Origin of the sequence: Paenibacillus sp. FSL L8-0708 (assembly GCF_038009325.1) — a bacterium.
Taxonomy (GTDB): Bacteria; Bacillota; Bacilli; order Paenibacillales; family Paenibacillaceae; genus Paenibacillus_AQ; species Paenibacillus_AQ odorifer.
The window spans coordinates 1,015,902-1,032,109 of sequence record NZ_JBBPBC010000001.1 but is presented as its reverse complement, the minus strand read 5'-3'; the positions used below and the strand labels follow the sequence as shown (position 1 = coordinate 1,032,109).

General features: G+C 47.3%; 10 protein-coding genes, 15 tRNA genes and 3 rRNA genes. 6 read left to right on the top strand and 22 right to left on the bottom strand.

Translation table 11 applies throughout. The features are described 5' to 3' along the window. Positions 1-104 precede the first annotated feature (104 nt). Complete coding sequence (locus NYE58_RS04660; RefSeq protein ID WP_036686897.1) at positions 105-857, top strand: 3'-5' exonuclease; 753 nt, start codon at positions 105-107, stop codon at positions 855-857. A 173-nt stretch (positions 858-1,030) separates the two neighbouring features. Next, complete coding sequence (locus NYE58_RS04655) at positions 1,031-1,783, top strand: MerR family transcriptional regulator (RefSeq protein WP_076219776.1); 753 nt, start codon at positions 1,031-1,033, stop codon at positions 1,781-1,783. Positions 1,784-1,867: 84 nt separating this feature from the next. Here the strand turns inward: NYE58_RS04655 and aroD are convergent, their stop codons facing one another. Together aroD and rbsK are read right to left on the bottom strand one after the other, a co-directional pair. Next, positions 1,868-2,632, bottom strand: coding sequence for a type I 3-dehydroquinate dehydratase (aroD, locus tag NYE58_RS04650; protein WP_076276801.1), 765 nt, complete (start codon positions 2,630-2,632; stop codon positions 1,868-1,870). Between the two features lie 61 nt (positions 2,633-2,693). Further along, entirely contained in the window at positions 2,694-3,623 is a 930-nt protein-coding gene (gene rbsK / locus NYE58_RS04645; RefSeq protein WP_218641460.1) for a ribokinase, read from the bottom strand. A gap of 256 nt (positions 3,624-3,879) precedes the next feature. On the opposite strand from rbsK, the gene glgP reads away from it, so the two are divergent. Together glgP and katA are read left to right on the top strand one after the other, a co-directional pair. Then, entirely contained in the window at positions 3,880-5,496 is a 1,617-nt protein-coding gene (gene glgP / locus NYE58_RS04640) for an alpha-glucan family phosphorylase (protein ID WP_076130674.1), read from the top strand. Positions 5,497-5,758: 262 nt separating this feature from the next. After that, the gene (katA, locus tag NYE58_RS04635; RefSeq protein WP_076187446.1) at positions 5,759-7,216 is read left to right on the top strand and encodes a catalase KatA; all 1,458 of its coding nucleotides are present in this window, start codon (positions 5,759-5,761) and stop codon (positions 7,214-7,216) included. A gap of 151 nt (positions 7,217-7,367) precedes the next feature. On the opposite strand, the gene NYE58_RS04630 is transcribed toward katA, so the two are convergent. Then, on the bottom strand, positions 7,368-7,562 hold the full coding sequence (locus NYE58_RS04630) for a sporulation protein Cse60 (RefSeq protein WP_036686883.1): 195 nt from the start codon (positions 7,560-7,562) through the stop codon (positions 7,368-7,370). Positions 7,563-7,958: 396 nt separating this feature from the next. Here NYE58_RS04630 and NYE58_RS04625 point away from each other — a divergent pair, with 396 nt between their 5' ends. Next, on the top strand, positions 7,959-8,414 hold the full coding sequence (locus NYE58_RS04625) for a GreA/GreB family elongation factor (RefSeq protein WP_036686880.1): 456 nt from the start codon (positions 7,959-7,961) through the stop codon (positions 8,412-8,414). A gap of 69 nt (positions 8,415-8,483) precedes the next feature. Here the strand turns inward: NYE58_RS04625 and NYE58_RS04620 are convergent, their stop codons facing one another. The 19 genes from NYE58_RS04620 to NYE58_RS04530 all read right to left on the bottom strand — a co-directional run bounded on the left by NYE58_RS04620 (position 8,484) and on the right by NYE58_RS04530 (position 15,442). Beyond that, entirely contained in the window at positions 8,484-8,948 is a 465-nt protein-coding gene (locus NYE58_RS04620; RefSeq protein WP_076219780.1) for a YdeI/OmpD-associated family protein, read from the bottom strand. A gap of 101 nt (positions 8,949-9,049) precedes the next feature. Further along, positions 9,050-9,120, bottom strand: a tRNA-Gly gene (locus NYE58_RS04615). Between the two features lie 12 nt (positions 9,121-9,132). Beyond that, positions 9,133-9,206 (bottom strand) — tRNA-Pro (locus NYE58_RS04610). Positions 9,207-9,238: 32 nt separating this feature from the next. Beyond that, positions 9,239-9,315 (bottom strand) — tRNA-Arg (locus NYE58_RS04605). A 10-nt stretch (positions 9,316-9,325) separates the two neighbouring features. Beyond that, positions 9,326-9,400, bottom strand: a tRNA-Gly gene (locus NYE58_RS04600). Between the two features lie 7 nt (positions 9,401-9,407). After that, positions 9,408-9,492 (bottom strand) — tRNA-Leu (locus NYE58_RS04595). A 15-nt stretch (positions 9,493-9,507) separates the two neighbouring features. Then, positions 9,508-9,583: transfer RNA gene (locus NYE58_RS04590), tRNA-Lys, on the bottom strand. Between the two features lie 7 nt (positions 9,584-9,590). Further along, positions 9,591-9,665, bottom strand: a tRNA-Gln gene (locus tag NYE58_RS04585). 16 nt (positions 9,666-9,681) lie between these two features. Continuing rightward, a tRNA-Asp gene (locus NYE58_RS04580) sits at positions 9,682-9,759 on the bottom strand. A gap of 25 nt (positions 9,760-9,784) precedes the next feature. Further along, positions 9,785-9,861 (bottom strand) — tRNA-Met (locus NYE58_RS04575). 71 nt (positions 9,862-9,932) lie between these two features. After that, a tRNA-Met gene (locus tag NYE58_RS04570) sits at positions 9,933-10,009 on the bottom strand. Between the two features lie 15 nt (positions 10,010-10,024). Next, a tRNA-Val gene (locus NYE58_RS04565) sits at positions 10,025-10,100 on the bottom strand. Between the two features lie 6 nt (positions 10,101-10,106). Beyond that, a tRNA-Glu gene (locus NYE58_RS04560) sits at positions 10,107-10,178 on the bottom strand. 16 nt (positions 10,179-10,194) lie between these two features. Next, positions 10,195-10,287: transfer RNA gene (locus NYE58_RS04555), tRNA-Ser, on the bottom strand. A gap of 5 nt (positions 10,288-10,292) precedes the next feature. Then, positions 10,293-10,368, bottom strand: a tRNA-Asn gene (locus NYE58_RS04550). Between the two features lie 3 nt (positions 10,369-10,371). Further along, positions 10,372-10,448: transfer RNA gene (locus tag NYE58_RS04545), tRNA-Ile, on the bottom strand. 57 nt (positions 10,449-10,505) lie between these two features. Then, a 5S ribosomal RNA gene (gene rrf, locus NYE58_RS04540) occupies positions 10,506-10,622 on the bottom strand. A 73-nt stretch (positions 10,623-10,695) separates the two neighbouring features. After that, positions 10,696-13,622: ribosomal RNA gene (locus NYE58_RS04535) — 23S ribosomal RNA — on the bottom strand. A gap of 262 nt (positions 13,623-13,884) precedes the next feature. Next, positions 13,885-15,442, bottom strand: a 16S ribosomal RNA gene (locus NYE58_RS04530). Together the 16S, 23S and 5S rRNA genes with 15 tRNA genes alongside form the textbook arrangement of a ribosomal RNA operon. A gap of 473 nt (positions 15,443-15,915) precedes the next feature. Here NYE58_RS04530 and NYE58_RS04525 point away from each other — a divergent pair. Beyond that, the gene (locus NYE58_RS04525) at positions 15,916-16,203 is read left to right on the top strand and encodes a hypothetical protein (RefSeq protein ID WP_076221172.1); all 288 of its coding nucleotides are present in this window, start codon (positions 15,916-15,918) and stop codon (positions 16,201-16,203) included. The last annotated feature ends 5 nt before the right edge of the window (positions 16,204-16,208 follow it).

Genomic DNA, 16,208 nt, shown 5'->3' with positions numbered 1-16,208 from the left:
TAGCTTGTCTCCATATTCCCCATTACATCACTTTTTTTGTTAAAATAGAGAAGTCGACGTATTAAGCACTACAGCGTCAGTCATGGAAACGGAGGCAAGTACCTGTGGATTATATTATTCTGGACATCGAATTCAACGGCCGTAAGTTTGCCAGCGAGCACCCTATGGAGGTCATTGAGATTGGAGCCGTCCGGTTAGACTCTTCACTGCAGTATAAGGATGAATTTTCTTCCTTGATCAAACCTATATATTTCTCCACCCTAAATTCCTTTATTAAGAAAAAAACGGGTATCCCTCAAGAGGAAATCGACATTGCCGCCCGCTTCCCCAAAGTCATCACTGCTTTTAGAGAGTGGCTTGATCTAAGTACAGACGGAGTTCTGCTGCTTACCTGGGGGGGCGAAGACATGAAGCGAATCATTCAGGATGTGCGCATGCACAAGATGGACGAATCCTACTGGATGTCCGCTACGTATTTCGATTTGCTCAAAGGAGTTCTTCGTGCGCGTGGTCTTAGCAATGATGTCAGCGTGGAAAGCGCGATGGCATTGTTTGAGCTTGAGCCTACTGGATCTGCACACCGGGCGCTGGATGATGCACGGATGACGTCAGAGATCTTCCGCGCCGTGTTTAAGGATCTGGATTTTGAGCGTTCACAGCATTACGTAGATACCTTCTCCAATGCCAAAGAACGCAAAACAGTTAAGGTAGCCATAAAGGCTATGACCTCACAAAAAATTGTACCTACCTGGGACCTTGTCGTTGAACACTACTTCTCAGACAAAGCAACCCTTGCGGACCCTCGTAAGCTGGAGGAATTGCACAATTATTTCACAGCACAGATGGGCCATAAATAAATTCAAGCAGCAAAGCTCAACATTATAGACTTATTCATAGCAGCGGCAGACTTCCCCATGATCATTCAGAGGGTAGCTGCCGCTGTTTTGGATATGCTAAAAAAACCATTTGACCTTCACGTTACGTAAAGGTGTACATTTGATTTGTAGGAGGTGATACTACGGAATACACAGTGCAGAAGCTCGCAGAGTTAGCTGGAATCAGCACACGGACCCTGCGCTACTACGATGAGTTTGGCATTCTTAAGCCGGCGAGAATCAACTCTTCGGGGTATCGTATCTATGGCCGTACCGAAGTAGATCTACTACAGCAAATTTTATTTTATCGGGAGCTTGGCTTAAGTCTGGAACGTATCAAGGCTATTATGACAGAGCCCTCATTCGACGGAGCCAAAGCGCTGCGGGAGCATCATGACAAGCTACTGGAAAAAAGACAGCAATTAGATCTATTAATCGCTAACGTCGAAAAGACGCTGGCTCAAAAAGAAGGGAGAATTAGCATGAGTGATACTGAAAAATTCGAAGGCTTTAAACAAAAGCTGGTAGATGACAACGAAAAGAAATATGGCCAAGAAATAAGGGAGAAATACGGAGATGACACCATTAATCAATCCAACCAAAAGCTTAAAGGAATGACAGAAGAACAATATGCCGCTATACAACAGCTTGAGGAAGAGATGTTCGAAACACTCTTGCAAGCAATGGAGCATGGAGACCCTGCCAGTGTATTAGCGCAAAAAAGTGCAGACCTACACCGTGAGTGGCTCTCCTTCTACTGGAATTCCTATTCCAAAGAAGCTCATGCTGGTGTTGCACAATTGTATGTTGATGATGAACGTTTTACCGAATACTATGACAAACGCCGCCCTGGACTCGCTGCGTTTCTAAGAGATGCCGTACATGTATATACGGGAAAAAATGCGTAAGCGCACGAACAATATTTTAAAATAGAAAAAGGCATCCGGATACTCCGGATGCCTTTTTTTTGAGGCAATAGCAATCAGCAGAAATCACAGACTGCGGTGCAGCAGCGACAATGTATTCCGAAGCTCAGCGACAGCTACCTGGCCAGGTGCAGAAGGTTTATGTGCAGCTCCGAAGGTAAGCGCTGAACCAAAAACTTCACCTGCCAAACGGCTGATCACCCCGGCTCCCGCCATAGACATCGTTATAATCGGACGGTCTGCATATTTTTCCTTCATGATATGTGTAGCTTCCAGCAAAGTTAACACATCGCCTGCATCTTGGGGCATAACGGCAATTTTGGGCAAATCCCCGCCAAGCTCCTGCGCCTTGCATAACCGTGAGATGATCTCCTCTTTAGGAGGTGTACCCTGAAAATCATGATTTGAAATAATGACAGACACGTTATGAACATGAGCAGCTTCGATCAGTAGCTTTACATCCTGCTCATCATTAAATAGTTCAACATCTATTATATCTACTAGACCGCTCTCGGCAGCAGCTTTATTCAGTGCTGTGTAATATTCCGTGCTGACTTGCTTCTCTCCGCCTTCTTTTGCACTCCGAAAAGTAAAAATCAGCGGCAGATCTGGAATCACAGAACAGATTTCGCTTAGTGCGTTCTTTACAGCTGCAACGTCTTCCACTTCAGCAAAAAAATCCGTCCGCCACTCCACCAAATCAGGTTGCAGTACTTTCAGCGCTTCCGCTTCCTGCTTCAGCTCAGACAAGGTCGCTCCAATTAGCGGAACACATATCTTAGGGATTCCTTCGCCGATGATCACATTTTTAACGGTTACTGTTCTGCTCATTATTTAAGCTCCTTATCCTATCTCATCTAGTATAGATCTTGAATATCCTGTACTGTCTATTCTACAGCGATTTACGTTTTAGAAATTGCTCGACCTCGGACAACTGCGGCAATGAAGGGATCGCCCCTTCTTTCCCTACAGCCAATGCACCTACAGCATTAGCGAAGCTCACGGCTTCCTCCAAGGTCTTCCCTAAGACCAGCTGCTGGGCTAATGCGCCATTAAATGAGTCACCGGCAGCAACTGTATCTACCGCCTTTACCGGGAAGCCTGGAACAGCCTTGGCACCTTCAGCATTCACAATCAGGGCACCTTTTGAACCCAAGGTTACAATTACGTTCTGTACTCCTTTTTGCAGCAAAATACGGGCTGCCTGCTCAGCAGTCTCTGCGCTATCCACAGTCATTCCGGACAAAATCCCGGCTTCCGTCTCATTAGGTGTCAGGTAAGATACCTGAGCCAGCATCTCATCCTTTAGCACTCTAGCTGGTGCAGGATTAAGGATGACCGGAATCCCCTTACGATGGGCAATCGCGATCGCCTGCTCACTCATCGCCAGATCCATTTCAAGCTGCAGCACAATGATCTTAGCCTGGCTAATCACAGCCTCCAATGCCTGAATATCCTCTACCGTAAGCTCAATATTCGCTCCAGGTACCACGATAATCCGATTTTCTCCATCTTCTTCAATAACGATTGAGGCGACTCCTGTTGCCTCATGTTCACTTACAGAAATATGCTCTATATGAATGCCTTCATTCCTGATAATCTCCAGCATTTCGCTACCAAAGGTATCTTTTCCAACTCTTCCGATCATACTAACCTCTGCACCCAGACGTGCTGCGGCAACGGCCTGATTTGCCCCTTTTCCGCCAGGAGATAGAGCAAAGGCTTGTCCAATCAGGGTTTCTCCTGCATTTGGTGACCGGTTTGTACGTACCACCATATCCATATTCAAGCTTCCAATCACAACTATATCCAACTTAGACACCACCATTAATTATTTCTTCAATCTCTTTATCTTAGGGGCTTCTGTCCACTTTATCAATCAATTCCGCTCAATTGGATTCAAAATGGTTGTTTTCACCAAATTGACGTTATGCTTTTATTCATCGAGTGTGCTAGAATAGTGGTGCAATCGCTTCCACAATGATTGCCTGCACTATTTTGAGCAAACGTTTGCACCTAAGATAATGCCCGCAGCTTCACTGCAATTTAATCTAATCCGTGATTAGGAGGCTTATCAAGTGAACGAACAAAAATTACCGTCAGTCGCTTATTTTAGTATGGAGTACGGGCTGCATTCCGATTTCAAAATGTATGCCGGAGGTCTGGGCATTCTTGCCGGAGACTACATCAAGGGTGCAAAAGATATCAACGCCCCTATCATCCCTATTGGGCTGAAGTGGAAACAAGGTTACACGGACCAAAAGATTGATGCCAATGGCAATCCGTACGACTCCTATCACAATTATGTTTATGAGTTTCTTGAAGATACAGGGGTTAAGGTAACTGTTAAAGTCCGAAAAACCGATGTAGTATGCAAAGTATGGAAAACTGATTATTTTGGCAACAGCACATTGTATTTACTGGATACGGATATTCCCGAGAATAATGATGCCTGGATCACAGGCCAATTGTACGGCTGGTTCGGCGAAGAACGGATCGCACAAGAGATCGTGCTTGGGATTGGTGGAGTCAAAGCTATGCGTGCGCTGCAAATCCCTATTGATGTCTATCACTTCAATGAGGGTCATGCGGCTCTAGCGGCTATCGAGCTAATCCGTGAAAAAATGTCCGGAGGCCATACCTTCGAAGAAGCGTGGAAAGCCACTCGCGAAGAAGTCGTATTCACTACCCACACACCAATCAAAGAAGGCAACGAAACCCATCCTCTCGACCGACTTGAGTATATGAGTGCGTTCAACGGCTTAACCCGTGACCAGATGGAGCGGATCGGCGGCGAGCCATTTAATATGACGGTTGCAGGTCTAAGACTATCACGTATTTCCAACGCAGTAGCCCAGCTACACGCCGATACGGCTAATAAAATGTGGAAGGAAGTAGCCGGAAGATCAGAAATTATAGGCATTACTAATGCCATCCATACTCCTACCTGGGTAGATGATAGAATGACGCAAGCCTACGAACAGGATGGTGACTTATGGGCAGTGCATAAAGAGATCAAGGGCGAACTGATCCAGTTCATCAAAGAACGTTCCGGCATTAGCTTAAATGCTGACAATCTACTCATCGGCTTCTCACGCAGAGCTGCTCCATATAAACGAAGCGACCTGATCTTCTCGCAGCCAGAAATTATCGAACCTTATCTGGAGTCTGGAAAGATACAAATTGTATTCTCCGGCAAAGCGCACCCACTCGATGATAACGGTAAAAAAATCGTCAGTAACCTAGTAGCGATGATGAAAAAGTATCCAAAGAGTGTTGTGTTCCTCGAGAATTACGATATGACGATTGGCGCCCAGCTGACGCGCGGTGCTGATATTTGGCTCAACAATCCACGCAGACCATTGGAAGCCAGCGGCACCTCCGGGATGAAAGCAGCTATGAACGGTGTATTGAACTGTTCTATTCTGGATGGCTGGTGGCCGGAAGCCTGCATCGATGGTGAGAATGGCTGGCAGATTGGAGACGGCTTCGAAACTACAGACTTTGAGGTGCTGGATAAGCATGATAGTGATGCACTGTACGACACCTTATTGAAACGTGTACTCCCAACCTTTTACGAGAATCGTGAACAGTGGGTACAAATGATGAAAAAGAGTATCGAAACCACCCGTACGGAGTTTGCCACCAAAAGAATGTTAGATGAATATTACAACAGAATGTACATTAAAGCCTAAGTACAAGAACCGAATATCTTCTATATCAAAAAATGCAGCGCACCCCTTCAGTGATGGTAGGGATGCGCTGTTTCTTTTTTAATTCTGCTAAGTAATTAATCACTTTGTCTATCATATATATCTGAATGTGCCAACGCTGGAATGACGATTACCACATATTGTAATGAGTCAATTATTTAAAAAGTGTTGCAATTTCTCTAAAAAACATTAATATAGAACTTATACTAAATCTAAAATCAAATCTCACGAGGTGATTCTATTAATGAGCTCCAATAATAATAATCTTACAACCAGCTGGGGTGCTCCAGTAGGCGACAATCAGAATTCAATGACAGCCGGTGACCGCGGTCCCACTTTACTGCAAGATGTCCATTTGCTTGAGAAATTAGCCCACTTTAACAGAGAACGTGTTCCTGAACGTGTCGTTCATGCTAAAGGTGCTGGCGCTCACGGGTATTTTGAAGTTACAAAGGATCTAACCCAATACACAAAAGCTAACTTTTTGTCTGAAGTAGGCAAACGTACACCGTTGTTCATTCGTTTTTCTACTGTAGCTGGTGAATTAGGTTCTGCTGATACCGTACGCGACCCTCGTGGATTTGCCGTGAAGTTCTATACTGAAGAAGGAAACTATGATCTCGTAGGTAACAATACGCCTGTATTCTTCGTTCGTGATGCGATTAAATTCCCGGACTTTATTCATACACAAAAACGTGATCCACAGACACATCTGAAGAACCCGAACGCTGTATGGGACTTCTGGTCTTTATCGCCTGAATCTCTGCATCAGGTAACGATTTTGATGTCGGATCGCGGAATTCCAGCTACGCTGAGACATATGCATGGGTTCGGTAGCCATACCTTCAAGTGGGTAAATGCCGAGGGCAATGCAGTCTGGGTGAAATACCATTTCAAAACAGAACAAGGCATTAAAAATCTAGATGCAGACCTTGCTGCCAAAATCGCTGGGGAAAACCCGGATTATCATACAGAGGACTTGTTTAATGCTATTGATAAAGGAGATTTCCCTGCTTGGAAGCTCTACGTGCAAATTATGCCAATCGAGGATGCGAAGACTTACCGTTTTGATCCATTTGATGTAACAAAGGTCTGGTCGCAAAAAGATTATCCGTTAATCGAGGTTGGACGTATGGTATTGGATCGCAATCCGGAGAACTACTTTGCTGAAGTAGAACAAGTTACATTCTCCCCCGGCTCTTTCGTTCCTGGTATTGAAGCTTCGCCTGATAAATTGCTACAAGGCCGTCTGTTCGCTTATGGTGATGCACACCGTCACCGGGTTGGTCCCAACCATAACAGTTTACCTATCAACCGTCCAAAAGTAGAAGTGAAGAACTATCAACGTGATGGTGGTATGGCCTTGGGCAACAATGGCGGTTCCGGTGCCTATTACGAGCCTAACAGCTTAGGAGGACCTAAAGAATCACCGCAGCATAAAACATCGCCGTTCGAAGTCTCTGGTTATGCGGATAGTGTCTCCTACAATAGTGACGATCACTATACACAACCAGGTGACTTGTACCGTCTAATGTCTGAAGAAGAACGTACCCGTCTAGTTCAAAATATCGTTGGCGCTATGACTCCTGTTGAAAGTAACGATATCAAACGTCTCCAGATTGAGCATTTCTTTAAAGCTGATCCAGACTTGGGACAGCGTATCGCATCCGGTTTGGGTTTATCTGTACCAGACGGAATGTAAGATTGTAAATGCACTTATAAACTAAAGAGGACCTTTGCCCGTAGATGGGAAAGGTCCTCTTTTTGCTAATTAGCTGAAAACATAATAAATGATGACAATCACAACGCCCAGCGTGGAGACAATGGATAGACATGAAAAAAACGTGTTCCAGTTATTGCCTTTCATTTGTCTTATACACGACCAGTATAGTGGTTCTTTGGTGCTCTGCCCCATCACGTGATGATTTAACTACCGAACCGTAACAGATATTCACAATCTGTTCCTCCCGTAGTCCTGCCAGGAACTCATTAGCTTTATTCTCTGCATAAGAATTATCAGCATCTACAAACTCTTTAACTTGAATCATCCTGATCTCCTCCTTTAATAAATTAAGTAGTTATTTTATAGTTCTGGAATCTATATGTGAACTCAACGAAATGTACATGGCGTATCACTCCCCAGGTAACAATTAATGTAAAAATATCTTCAAAATACAGTATAGGCATTTCGCAGTTTTCTACGAAATGCCTATGCATCAGCCTATCATAGCACCCAAGTATGTAATAGTCAAAGGTTTTCATTACAATATTTAGAAGGTTTTAATTCCCCTTTTAAAATGGATTGGATTTACAAATAGAAGCTGGTATACTGATCAGAAGGTCTCCATTGGGGGACCTCTATTTGTATAGGAGGGATTTTAAGATGGCAACACACCATAACAGGTTTACAAGGAATGTGCTACTTAGAGGGGGTGAAATCTACTATGAACCATAGTCTTATCTATGAAGGCTCACGGACACAGCTGCTTCAGCAGCTTATCTATTTTGATGAGGAAAAAATCGCATTTCTAAATCAGTACTTTCCGGTACGGAGCAAGGATAGAAGCAACGCTGAAACGCTGTTATCCCGTTATTGCTCCGAGCTGGAACAATTACTAACTGAGTTCAATGGTGAAGATTTAAATTCACAGGTCTTTATCGGAAGTCAGCTGCAGCTTCGTTACTTGGACGATAATACTACAGATATCTATACCATCGTATTTCCTAACCAAGCAGAACCTAACGATAACAAGATTTCTATGTTGTCACCTATAGGCATGCAGCTGCTGCTGGCTGAGCTCGGCAGTACTTGTCAGCTAGCGATTCCTTCAGGTCAACTAGAGGTGAAGATCGAAAGCATTAAGTTCGTGAATAATGGTGAAGTAGGCGTTCTTATATAAGGACGATCCCTTATATACCCGCTACAGCAGCGTCCCTTTCCAGATATTAAGGAGGAGGACGCTGTTCTATTATTTAAGCCTCAAACCTTCTTCCAGCTTATTAACTGACTTCTGGATCCTTGCTGCTCTGGTTTCCGGTCTTTTCGCCCCTTCGATCCAGCTCACATATTCCTTCCGATAGGAATAAGCCAAGCTGTTATAATATACCTCTGCCTGCTCATTGCTGCTTAGTGCGTCCAGAAAATCTTCTGGAGCTTCTATCTCCCGCAATTGATGATCTTGTTCCATTGTCACCCGAACTATATCTCCAGGTTGAGCATGGGCTAAGTCTCGCAGTTCTTTTTTCACGACCATAAAATGTTTCCCATTACCATGCGGCATGAGTGTTCCTCTATAGGGAATGTCATTCAGGCTTCCTTTAACTTGTATCCTTGATTTAGTTTCATATATTTGTTCAGCGTCAAAAGGAACCGTAAGATATGTCCAACTCCCATTCATATCTGGTCTGACTAACCTTGCTTCAAATTCAAACATTGGCCCCTCCTCAAATAAAATCTCTAGTTCCTATTGTATCCATACGTGCTTAACTATACAAAAAAACACCCGCCTAATACCGGCAGGTGTTTCTCTTTATAAGCGGGTGATGGGAATCGAACCCACGCTATCAGCTTGGAAGGCTGAAGTTCTACCATTGAACTACACCCGCAAAGGTATAAAATCGGGATGACACGATTTGAACATGCGACCCCCTGGTCCCAAACCAGGTGCTCTACCAAGCTGAGCTACATCCCGTTAACAATACTATAACTGCTTAGTAATAAAAATGGCGCGCCCTGAGAGATTCGAACTCCCGGCCTTTTGATTCGTAGTCAAACGCTCTATCCAGCTGAGCTAAGGGCGCAAAATCTATATGGAGCGGACGACGGGAATCGAACCCGCGACCCTCGCCTTGGCAAGGCGATGCTCTACCGCTGAGCCACGTCCGCAAAAACATGGTGCGCGTGAAGGGACTCGAACCCCCACGTCGTGAAACGCCAGATCCTAAGTCTGGTGCGTCTGCCAATTCCGCCACACGCGCACACTTTAAACAAAATGGTGAGCCATGAAGGACTCGAACCTTCGACACCCTGATTAAAAGTCAGGTGCTCTACCAACTGAGCTAATGGCTCTCATAAATGGCTGGGGATATAGGATTTGAACCTATGCATGACGGAGTCAAAGTCCGTTGCCTTACCGCTTGGCTAATCCCCAATAATAATTAACTAAATGGCGGAACCGACGGGATTCGAACCCGCGATCTCCTGCGTGACAGGCAGGCATGTTAGGCCAACTACACCACGGTTCCATAGACATAATGCATAAGTGTAAATTGGTTGCGGGGGCAGGATTTGAACCTGCGGCCTTCGGGTTATGAGCCCGACGAGCTACCGGGCTGCTCCACCCCGCGTCATTAATTAGTATATACTATTCATTTTCACCATACCAGCTTATCCCTAAACATAATGTATAAGAGTAAATTGGTTGCGGGGGCAGGACTTGAACCTGCGACCTTCGGGTTATGAGCCCGACGAGCTACCGGGCTGCTCCACCCCGCGTCAGTGAAAATAATATGGTGGAGGCTGAGGGGATCGAACCCCCGACCCTCTGCTTGTAAGGCAGATGCTCTCCCAGCTGAGCTAAGCCTCCATGATATGACCCGTATGGGATTCGAACCCATGTTACCTCCGTGAAAGGGAGGTGTCTTAACCCCTTGACCAACGGGCCATGCTAATAATTTTTATGGCGGAGAGAGAGGGATTCGAACCCTCGAGACGCTTGTGGCGCCTACACGATTTCCAATCGTGCTCCTTCGGCCAAACTCGGACACCTCTCCATAAATGGCTCCCCGAACAGGACTCGAACCTGTGACAACTCGATTAACAGTCGAGTGCTCTACCAACTGAGCTATCAGGGAATATGGTGGGCCTTAGTGGACTCGAACCACCGACCTCACCCTTATCAGGGGTGCGCTCTAACCAGCTGAGCTAAAGGCCCTTCTAAGACATATTAATATTAAGGGCAAAAAAAATACCACGGGTAATGTGGTTGTCCGCTTGGCGGCGTCCTACTCTCCCAGGACCCTTCGGTCCAAGTACCATCGGCGCTGGAGGGCTTAACGGTCGTGTTCGGGATGGGTACGTGTGGAACCCCTCCGCTATCGCCACCAAACGGGCATTTACAGCGTAAATGCTCAGGCTTGATGCCTGAAAACTGAATCCGAAACGAATCTGCATTCTACATATAGGATAAGCCCTCGACCGATTAGTATTGGTCAGCTCCATGCATTGCTGCACTTCCACCTCCAACCTATCTACCTCGTCGTCTTCAAGGGGTCTTACTAATTGGGAAATCTCATCTTGAGGGGGGCTTCACGCTTAGATGCTTTCAGCGCTTATCCCGTCCGTACGTAGCTACCCAGCCATGCTCCTGGCGGAACAACTGGTGCACCAGCGGTACGTCCATCCCGGTCCTCTCGTACTAAGGACAGCTCCTCTCAAATTTCCTGCGCCCACGACAGATAGGGACCGAACTGTCTCACGACGTTCTGAACCCAGCTCGCGTACCGCTTTAATGGGCGAACAGCCCAACCCTTGGGACCTACTTCAGCCCCAGGATGCGATGAGCCGACATCGAGGTGCCAAACCTCCCCGTCGATGTGGACTCTTGGGGGAGATAAGCCTGTTATCCCCAGGGTAGCTTTTATCCGTTGAGCGATGGCCCTTCCATGCGGTACCACCGGATCACTAAGTCCGACTTTCGTCCCTGCTCGACTTGTAGGTCTCGCAGTCAAGCTCCCTTATGCCTTTGCACTCTGCGAATGATTTCCAACCATTCTGAGGGAACCTTGGAACGCCTCCGTTACTCTTTAGGAGGCGACCGCCCCAGTCAAACTGCCCGCCTGACACGGTCCCCGTACCCGATTAGGGCACTAGGTTAGAACCTAGATACGATCAGGGTGGTATCCCAACGGCGCCTCCACCGAAGCTTGCGCTCCGATTTCTACGGCTCCCACCTATCCTGTACAGATCGTACCCAAATTCAATATCAAGCTGCAGTAAAGCTCCATGGGGTCTTTCCGTCTTGTCGCGGGTAACCTGCATCTTCACAGGTATTAAAATTTCACCGGATCTCTCGTTGAGACAGCGCCCAAGTCGTTACGCCATTCGTGCGGGTCAGAATTTACCTGACAAGGAATTTCGCTACCTTAGGACCGTTATAGTTACGGCCGCCGTTTACTGGGGCTTCGGTTCATAGCTTCGGGTTACCCCTAACCACTCCCCTTAACCTTCCAGCACCGGGCAGGCGTCAGCCCGTATACTTCGCCTTGCGGCTTCGCACAGACCTGTGTTTTTGCTAAACAGTCGCTTGGGCCTTTTCACTGCGGCCCCCTCGTGCTATTCACACTACCGGGGCACCCCTTCTCCCGAAGTTACGGGGTCATTTTGCCGAGTTCCTTAACGAGAGTTCTTCCGCGCGCCTTAGAATTCTCTTCTCGCCTACCTGTGTCGGTTTGCGGTACGGGCACCTTCTCCTGGCTAGAGGCTTTTCTTGGCAGTGTGAGATCATGACCTTCGCTACTATAATTTTCGCTCCCCATCACAGCCCAGCCTTATCGATGTGCGGATTTGCCTACACATCAGCCTCACTGCTTAGACGGACATCCATCAGTCCGCGTCACTACCCTCCTGCGTCACCCCATCGCTCATAGCGGATTACGGTGGTACAGTAATTTCAAACTGTTGTCCTTCGACTACGCCTTTCGGCCTCGCCTTAGGTCCCGACTTACCCTGAGCGGACGAGCCTTCCTCAGGAAACCTTGGGCTTTCGGCGGATCAGATTCTCACTGATCTTTTCGTTACTCATACCGGCATTCTCACTTGTGTAGTGTCCAGCGCTCTTTTCAGTACACCTTCAACCCCTACACAACGCTCCCCTACCCCAGATACATACGTATCTAGCCATAGCTTCGGTGGTGTGTTTAGCCCCGTTACATTTTCGGCGCAGAGTCACTCGACCAGTGAGCTATTACGCACTCTTTCAATGGTGGCTGCTTCTAAGCCAACATCCTGGTTGTCTGTGCAACTCCACATCCTTTCCCACTTAACACACACTTGGGGACCTTAGCTGATGGTCTGGGCTGTTTCCCTTTTGACAATGGATCTTAGCACTCACTGTCTGACTCCCGGCAATAAGTATATGGCATTCGGAGTTTGACTGAGCTTGGTAATCCTTGCGGACCCCGCACCCAATCAGTGCTCTACCTCCACTACTCTTATACCGAGGCTAGCCCTAAAGCTATTTCGGGGAGAACCAGCTATCTCCGAGTTCGATTGGAATTTCTCCGCTACCCCCACCTCATCCCCGCACTTTTCAACGTACGTGGGTTCGGGCCTCCAGTGCGTGTTACCGCACCTTCACCCTGGACAGGGGTAGATCACACGGTTTCGGGTCTACGTCCACATACTAATTCGCCCTATTCAGACTCGCTTTCGCTGCGGCTCCACCTTCTCGGCTTAACCTTGCATGTTAAACGTAACTCGCCGGTTCATTCTACAAAAGGCACGCCATCACCCATTAATAGGGCTCTGACTTTTTGTAAGCACACGGTTTCAGGTTCTATTTCACTCCCCTTCCGGGGTGCTTTTCACCTTTCCCTCACGGTACTGTTTCACTATCGGTCGCCAGGTAGTATTTAGCCTTAGCAGATGGTCCTGCTGGATTCATACGGGGTTTCACGTGCCCCGCACTACTCGGGATCCGTCTCGGAGAGAACACAGTTTAGGTTACAGGGCTTTTACCTCTATCGCGGGCCTTTCCAGACCTCTTCGCCTACCATATTCCTTTGTAACTCCATGTGAGACGTCCCACAACCCCTAAGAGCAAGCTCTTAGGTTTAGGCTGTTCCGCGTTCGCTCGCCGCTACTGACGGAATCACTATTGTTTTCTCTTCCTCAGGGTACTTAGATGTTTCAGTTCCCCTGGTCTGCCTCTACATTTCCTATGTATTCAGAAATGAGTAACTGCGAATTACCACAGCTGGGTTTCCCCATTCGGACACCCCCGGATCAAAGCTTGCTTACAGCTCCCCGAGGCAGTTTCGTTGTTCGCCACGTCCTTCGTCGGCTCCTGGCGCCTAGGCATCCTCCGTGTGCTCTTATTAGCTTAACCTTGATTTTTCCGCAGGAAAATATCATACGATGACATTCTCTTTGGAATCATCTCACTAATAACATTTACTTGTTTACACAAGTTGCTAAAAGATGTTCTAAAACGCAAATTCGTTTCGGTATCCAGTTTTCAAGGATCAAGTCTTACTTGAGAGCTTAAACTCTCAAAACTGAGCAACGAGTGAGTAACAGGCCTAAACCTGAGTTTTGGAAGCTGAGCTTCCGATTTGAATGTTCTCATTGCAGAGAACGATTCTCCATAGAAAGGAGGTGATCCAGCCGCACCTTCCGATACGGCTACCTTGTTACGACTTCACCCCAATCATCTACCCCACCTTCGGCGGCTGGCTCCCTTGCGGGTTACCCCACCGACTTCGGGTGTTGTAAACTCTCGTGGTGTGACGGGCGGTGTGTACAAGACCCGGGAACGTATTCACCGCGGCATGCTGATCCGCGATTACTAGCAATTCCGACTTCATGCAGGCGAGTTGCAGCCTGCAATCCGAACTGAGACCGGCTTTGATGGGATTGGCTCCACCTCGCGGCTTCGCTTCCCGTTGTACCGGCCATTGTAGTACGTGTGTAGCCCAGGTCATAAGGGGCATGATGATTTGACGTCATCCCCACCTTCCTCCGGTTTGTCACCGGCAGTCACTCTAGAGTGCCCAGCTTAACCTGCTGGCAACTAAAGTTAAGGGTTGCGCTCGTTGCGGGACTTAACCCAACATCTCACGACACGAGCTGACGACAACCATGCACCACCTGTCTCCTCTGTCCCGAAGGCCGCCGCTATCTCTAGCAGATTCAGAGGGATGTCAAGACCTGGTAAGGTTCTTCGCGTTGCTTCGAATTAAACCACATACTCCACTGCTTGTGCGGGTCCCCGTCAATTCCTTTGAGTTTCAGTCTTGCGACCGTACTCCCCAGGCGGAGTGCTTACTGTGTTAACTTCGGCACCAAGGGTATCGAAACCCCTAACACCTAGCACTCATCGTTTACGGCGTGGACTACCAGGGTATCTAATCCTGTTTGCTCCCCACGCTTTCGCGCCTCAGCGTCAGTTACAGCCCAGAAAGTCGCCTTCGCCACTGGTGTTCCTCCACATATCTACGCATTTCACCGCTACACGTGGAATTCCACTTTCCTCTTCTGTACTCAAGCCACCCAGTTTCCAGTGCGACCTCAGGTTGAGCCCAAGGTTTAAACACCAGACTTAAATAGCCGCCTGCGCGCGCTTTACGCCCAATAATTCCGGACAACGCTTGCCCCCTACGTATTACCGCGGCTGCTGGCACGTAGTTAGCCGGGGCTTTCTTCTCAGGTACCGTCACTCCGGTAGCAGTTACTCTACCGGACGTTCTTCCCTGGCAACAGAGCTTTACGATCCGAAAACCTTCATCACTCACGCGGCGTTGCTCCGTCAGGCTTTCGCCCATTGCGGAAGATTCCCTACTGCTGCCTCCCGTAGGAGTCTGGGCCGTGTCTCAGTCCCAGTGTGGCCGTTCACCCTCTCAGGTCGGCTACGCATCGTCGCCTTGGTGGGCCGTTACCCCACCAACTAGCTAATGCGCCGCAGGCCCATCCCTCAGTGACAGATTGCTCCGTCTTTCATTCTTCTCTCAGGAGAAAAAAGAAATTATCCGGTATTAGCTACCGTTTCCGGTAGTTATCCCAGTCTGAAGGGCAGGTTGCCTACGTGTTACTCACCCGTCCGCCGCTAAGTTATTTTGAAAGCAAGCTTTCAAAATAACTCCGCTCGACTTGCATGTATTAGGCACGCCGCCAGCGTTCGTCCTGAGCCAGGATCAAACTCTCCAATTAGTATTGAAAAGAGCGATATGCTCATTTTGAAACATCTGACGAGAAAATTAATTCTCTAATTTGGATTTCACTTGCGTGATTTCCTACTCACTCGTTGTTCAGTTTTCAAAGATCAAGTTCTCGTTGGCGCCGTTTAATGTCTCAGCAGCAACTCTTATACTATATCATGTTCGGCTATTTAATGTCAAGCTCTTTTTTCAACTTCTTTTTCGAGCTCGGCATGTGTACTTCTTGGCCGGACTTAGAATATATCATGTATGGAGATGCATTGCAAGCTTTATTTTAATAAAACTAAACACATACTTTTCCGCAATTGTATCGCAACCGCCTTCCCCTTTTCCGCGTCTATCTATTAACATCAGAGCCCCCTTCATACATAGGTATCAATTCCATTATTTTTTTGGCAAAGAGGTGATTCATATAAAGACCTTACATGATCTCTAGCTTCCCTCTAAAAGGAGGTTGGAGTATCAATGAGCAGAAGTGTGAAAAAGCAACCCGTTTGCAGCGACCAACAGAAACACGGTTCCTCATGGGCTAAAAAACAAGCCAATAAAGCCGTCCGCCGCTATCCTGGCGACATCCCTAAAGGGAAATGGTATCAGAAACTGTATAACAGCTGGAACATTTGCGACTACAGCTTTTACCAAACTAAACAGCAGGCGATTCATGAATGGGAAACAAACCATTGGATCCAGTTGAGATTCCCCTCCCGCCAAGAGGCCATTCAAGATTGGCACAAGTCTTATAGAAGAAAGTAAATCAA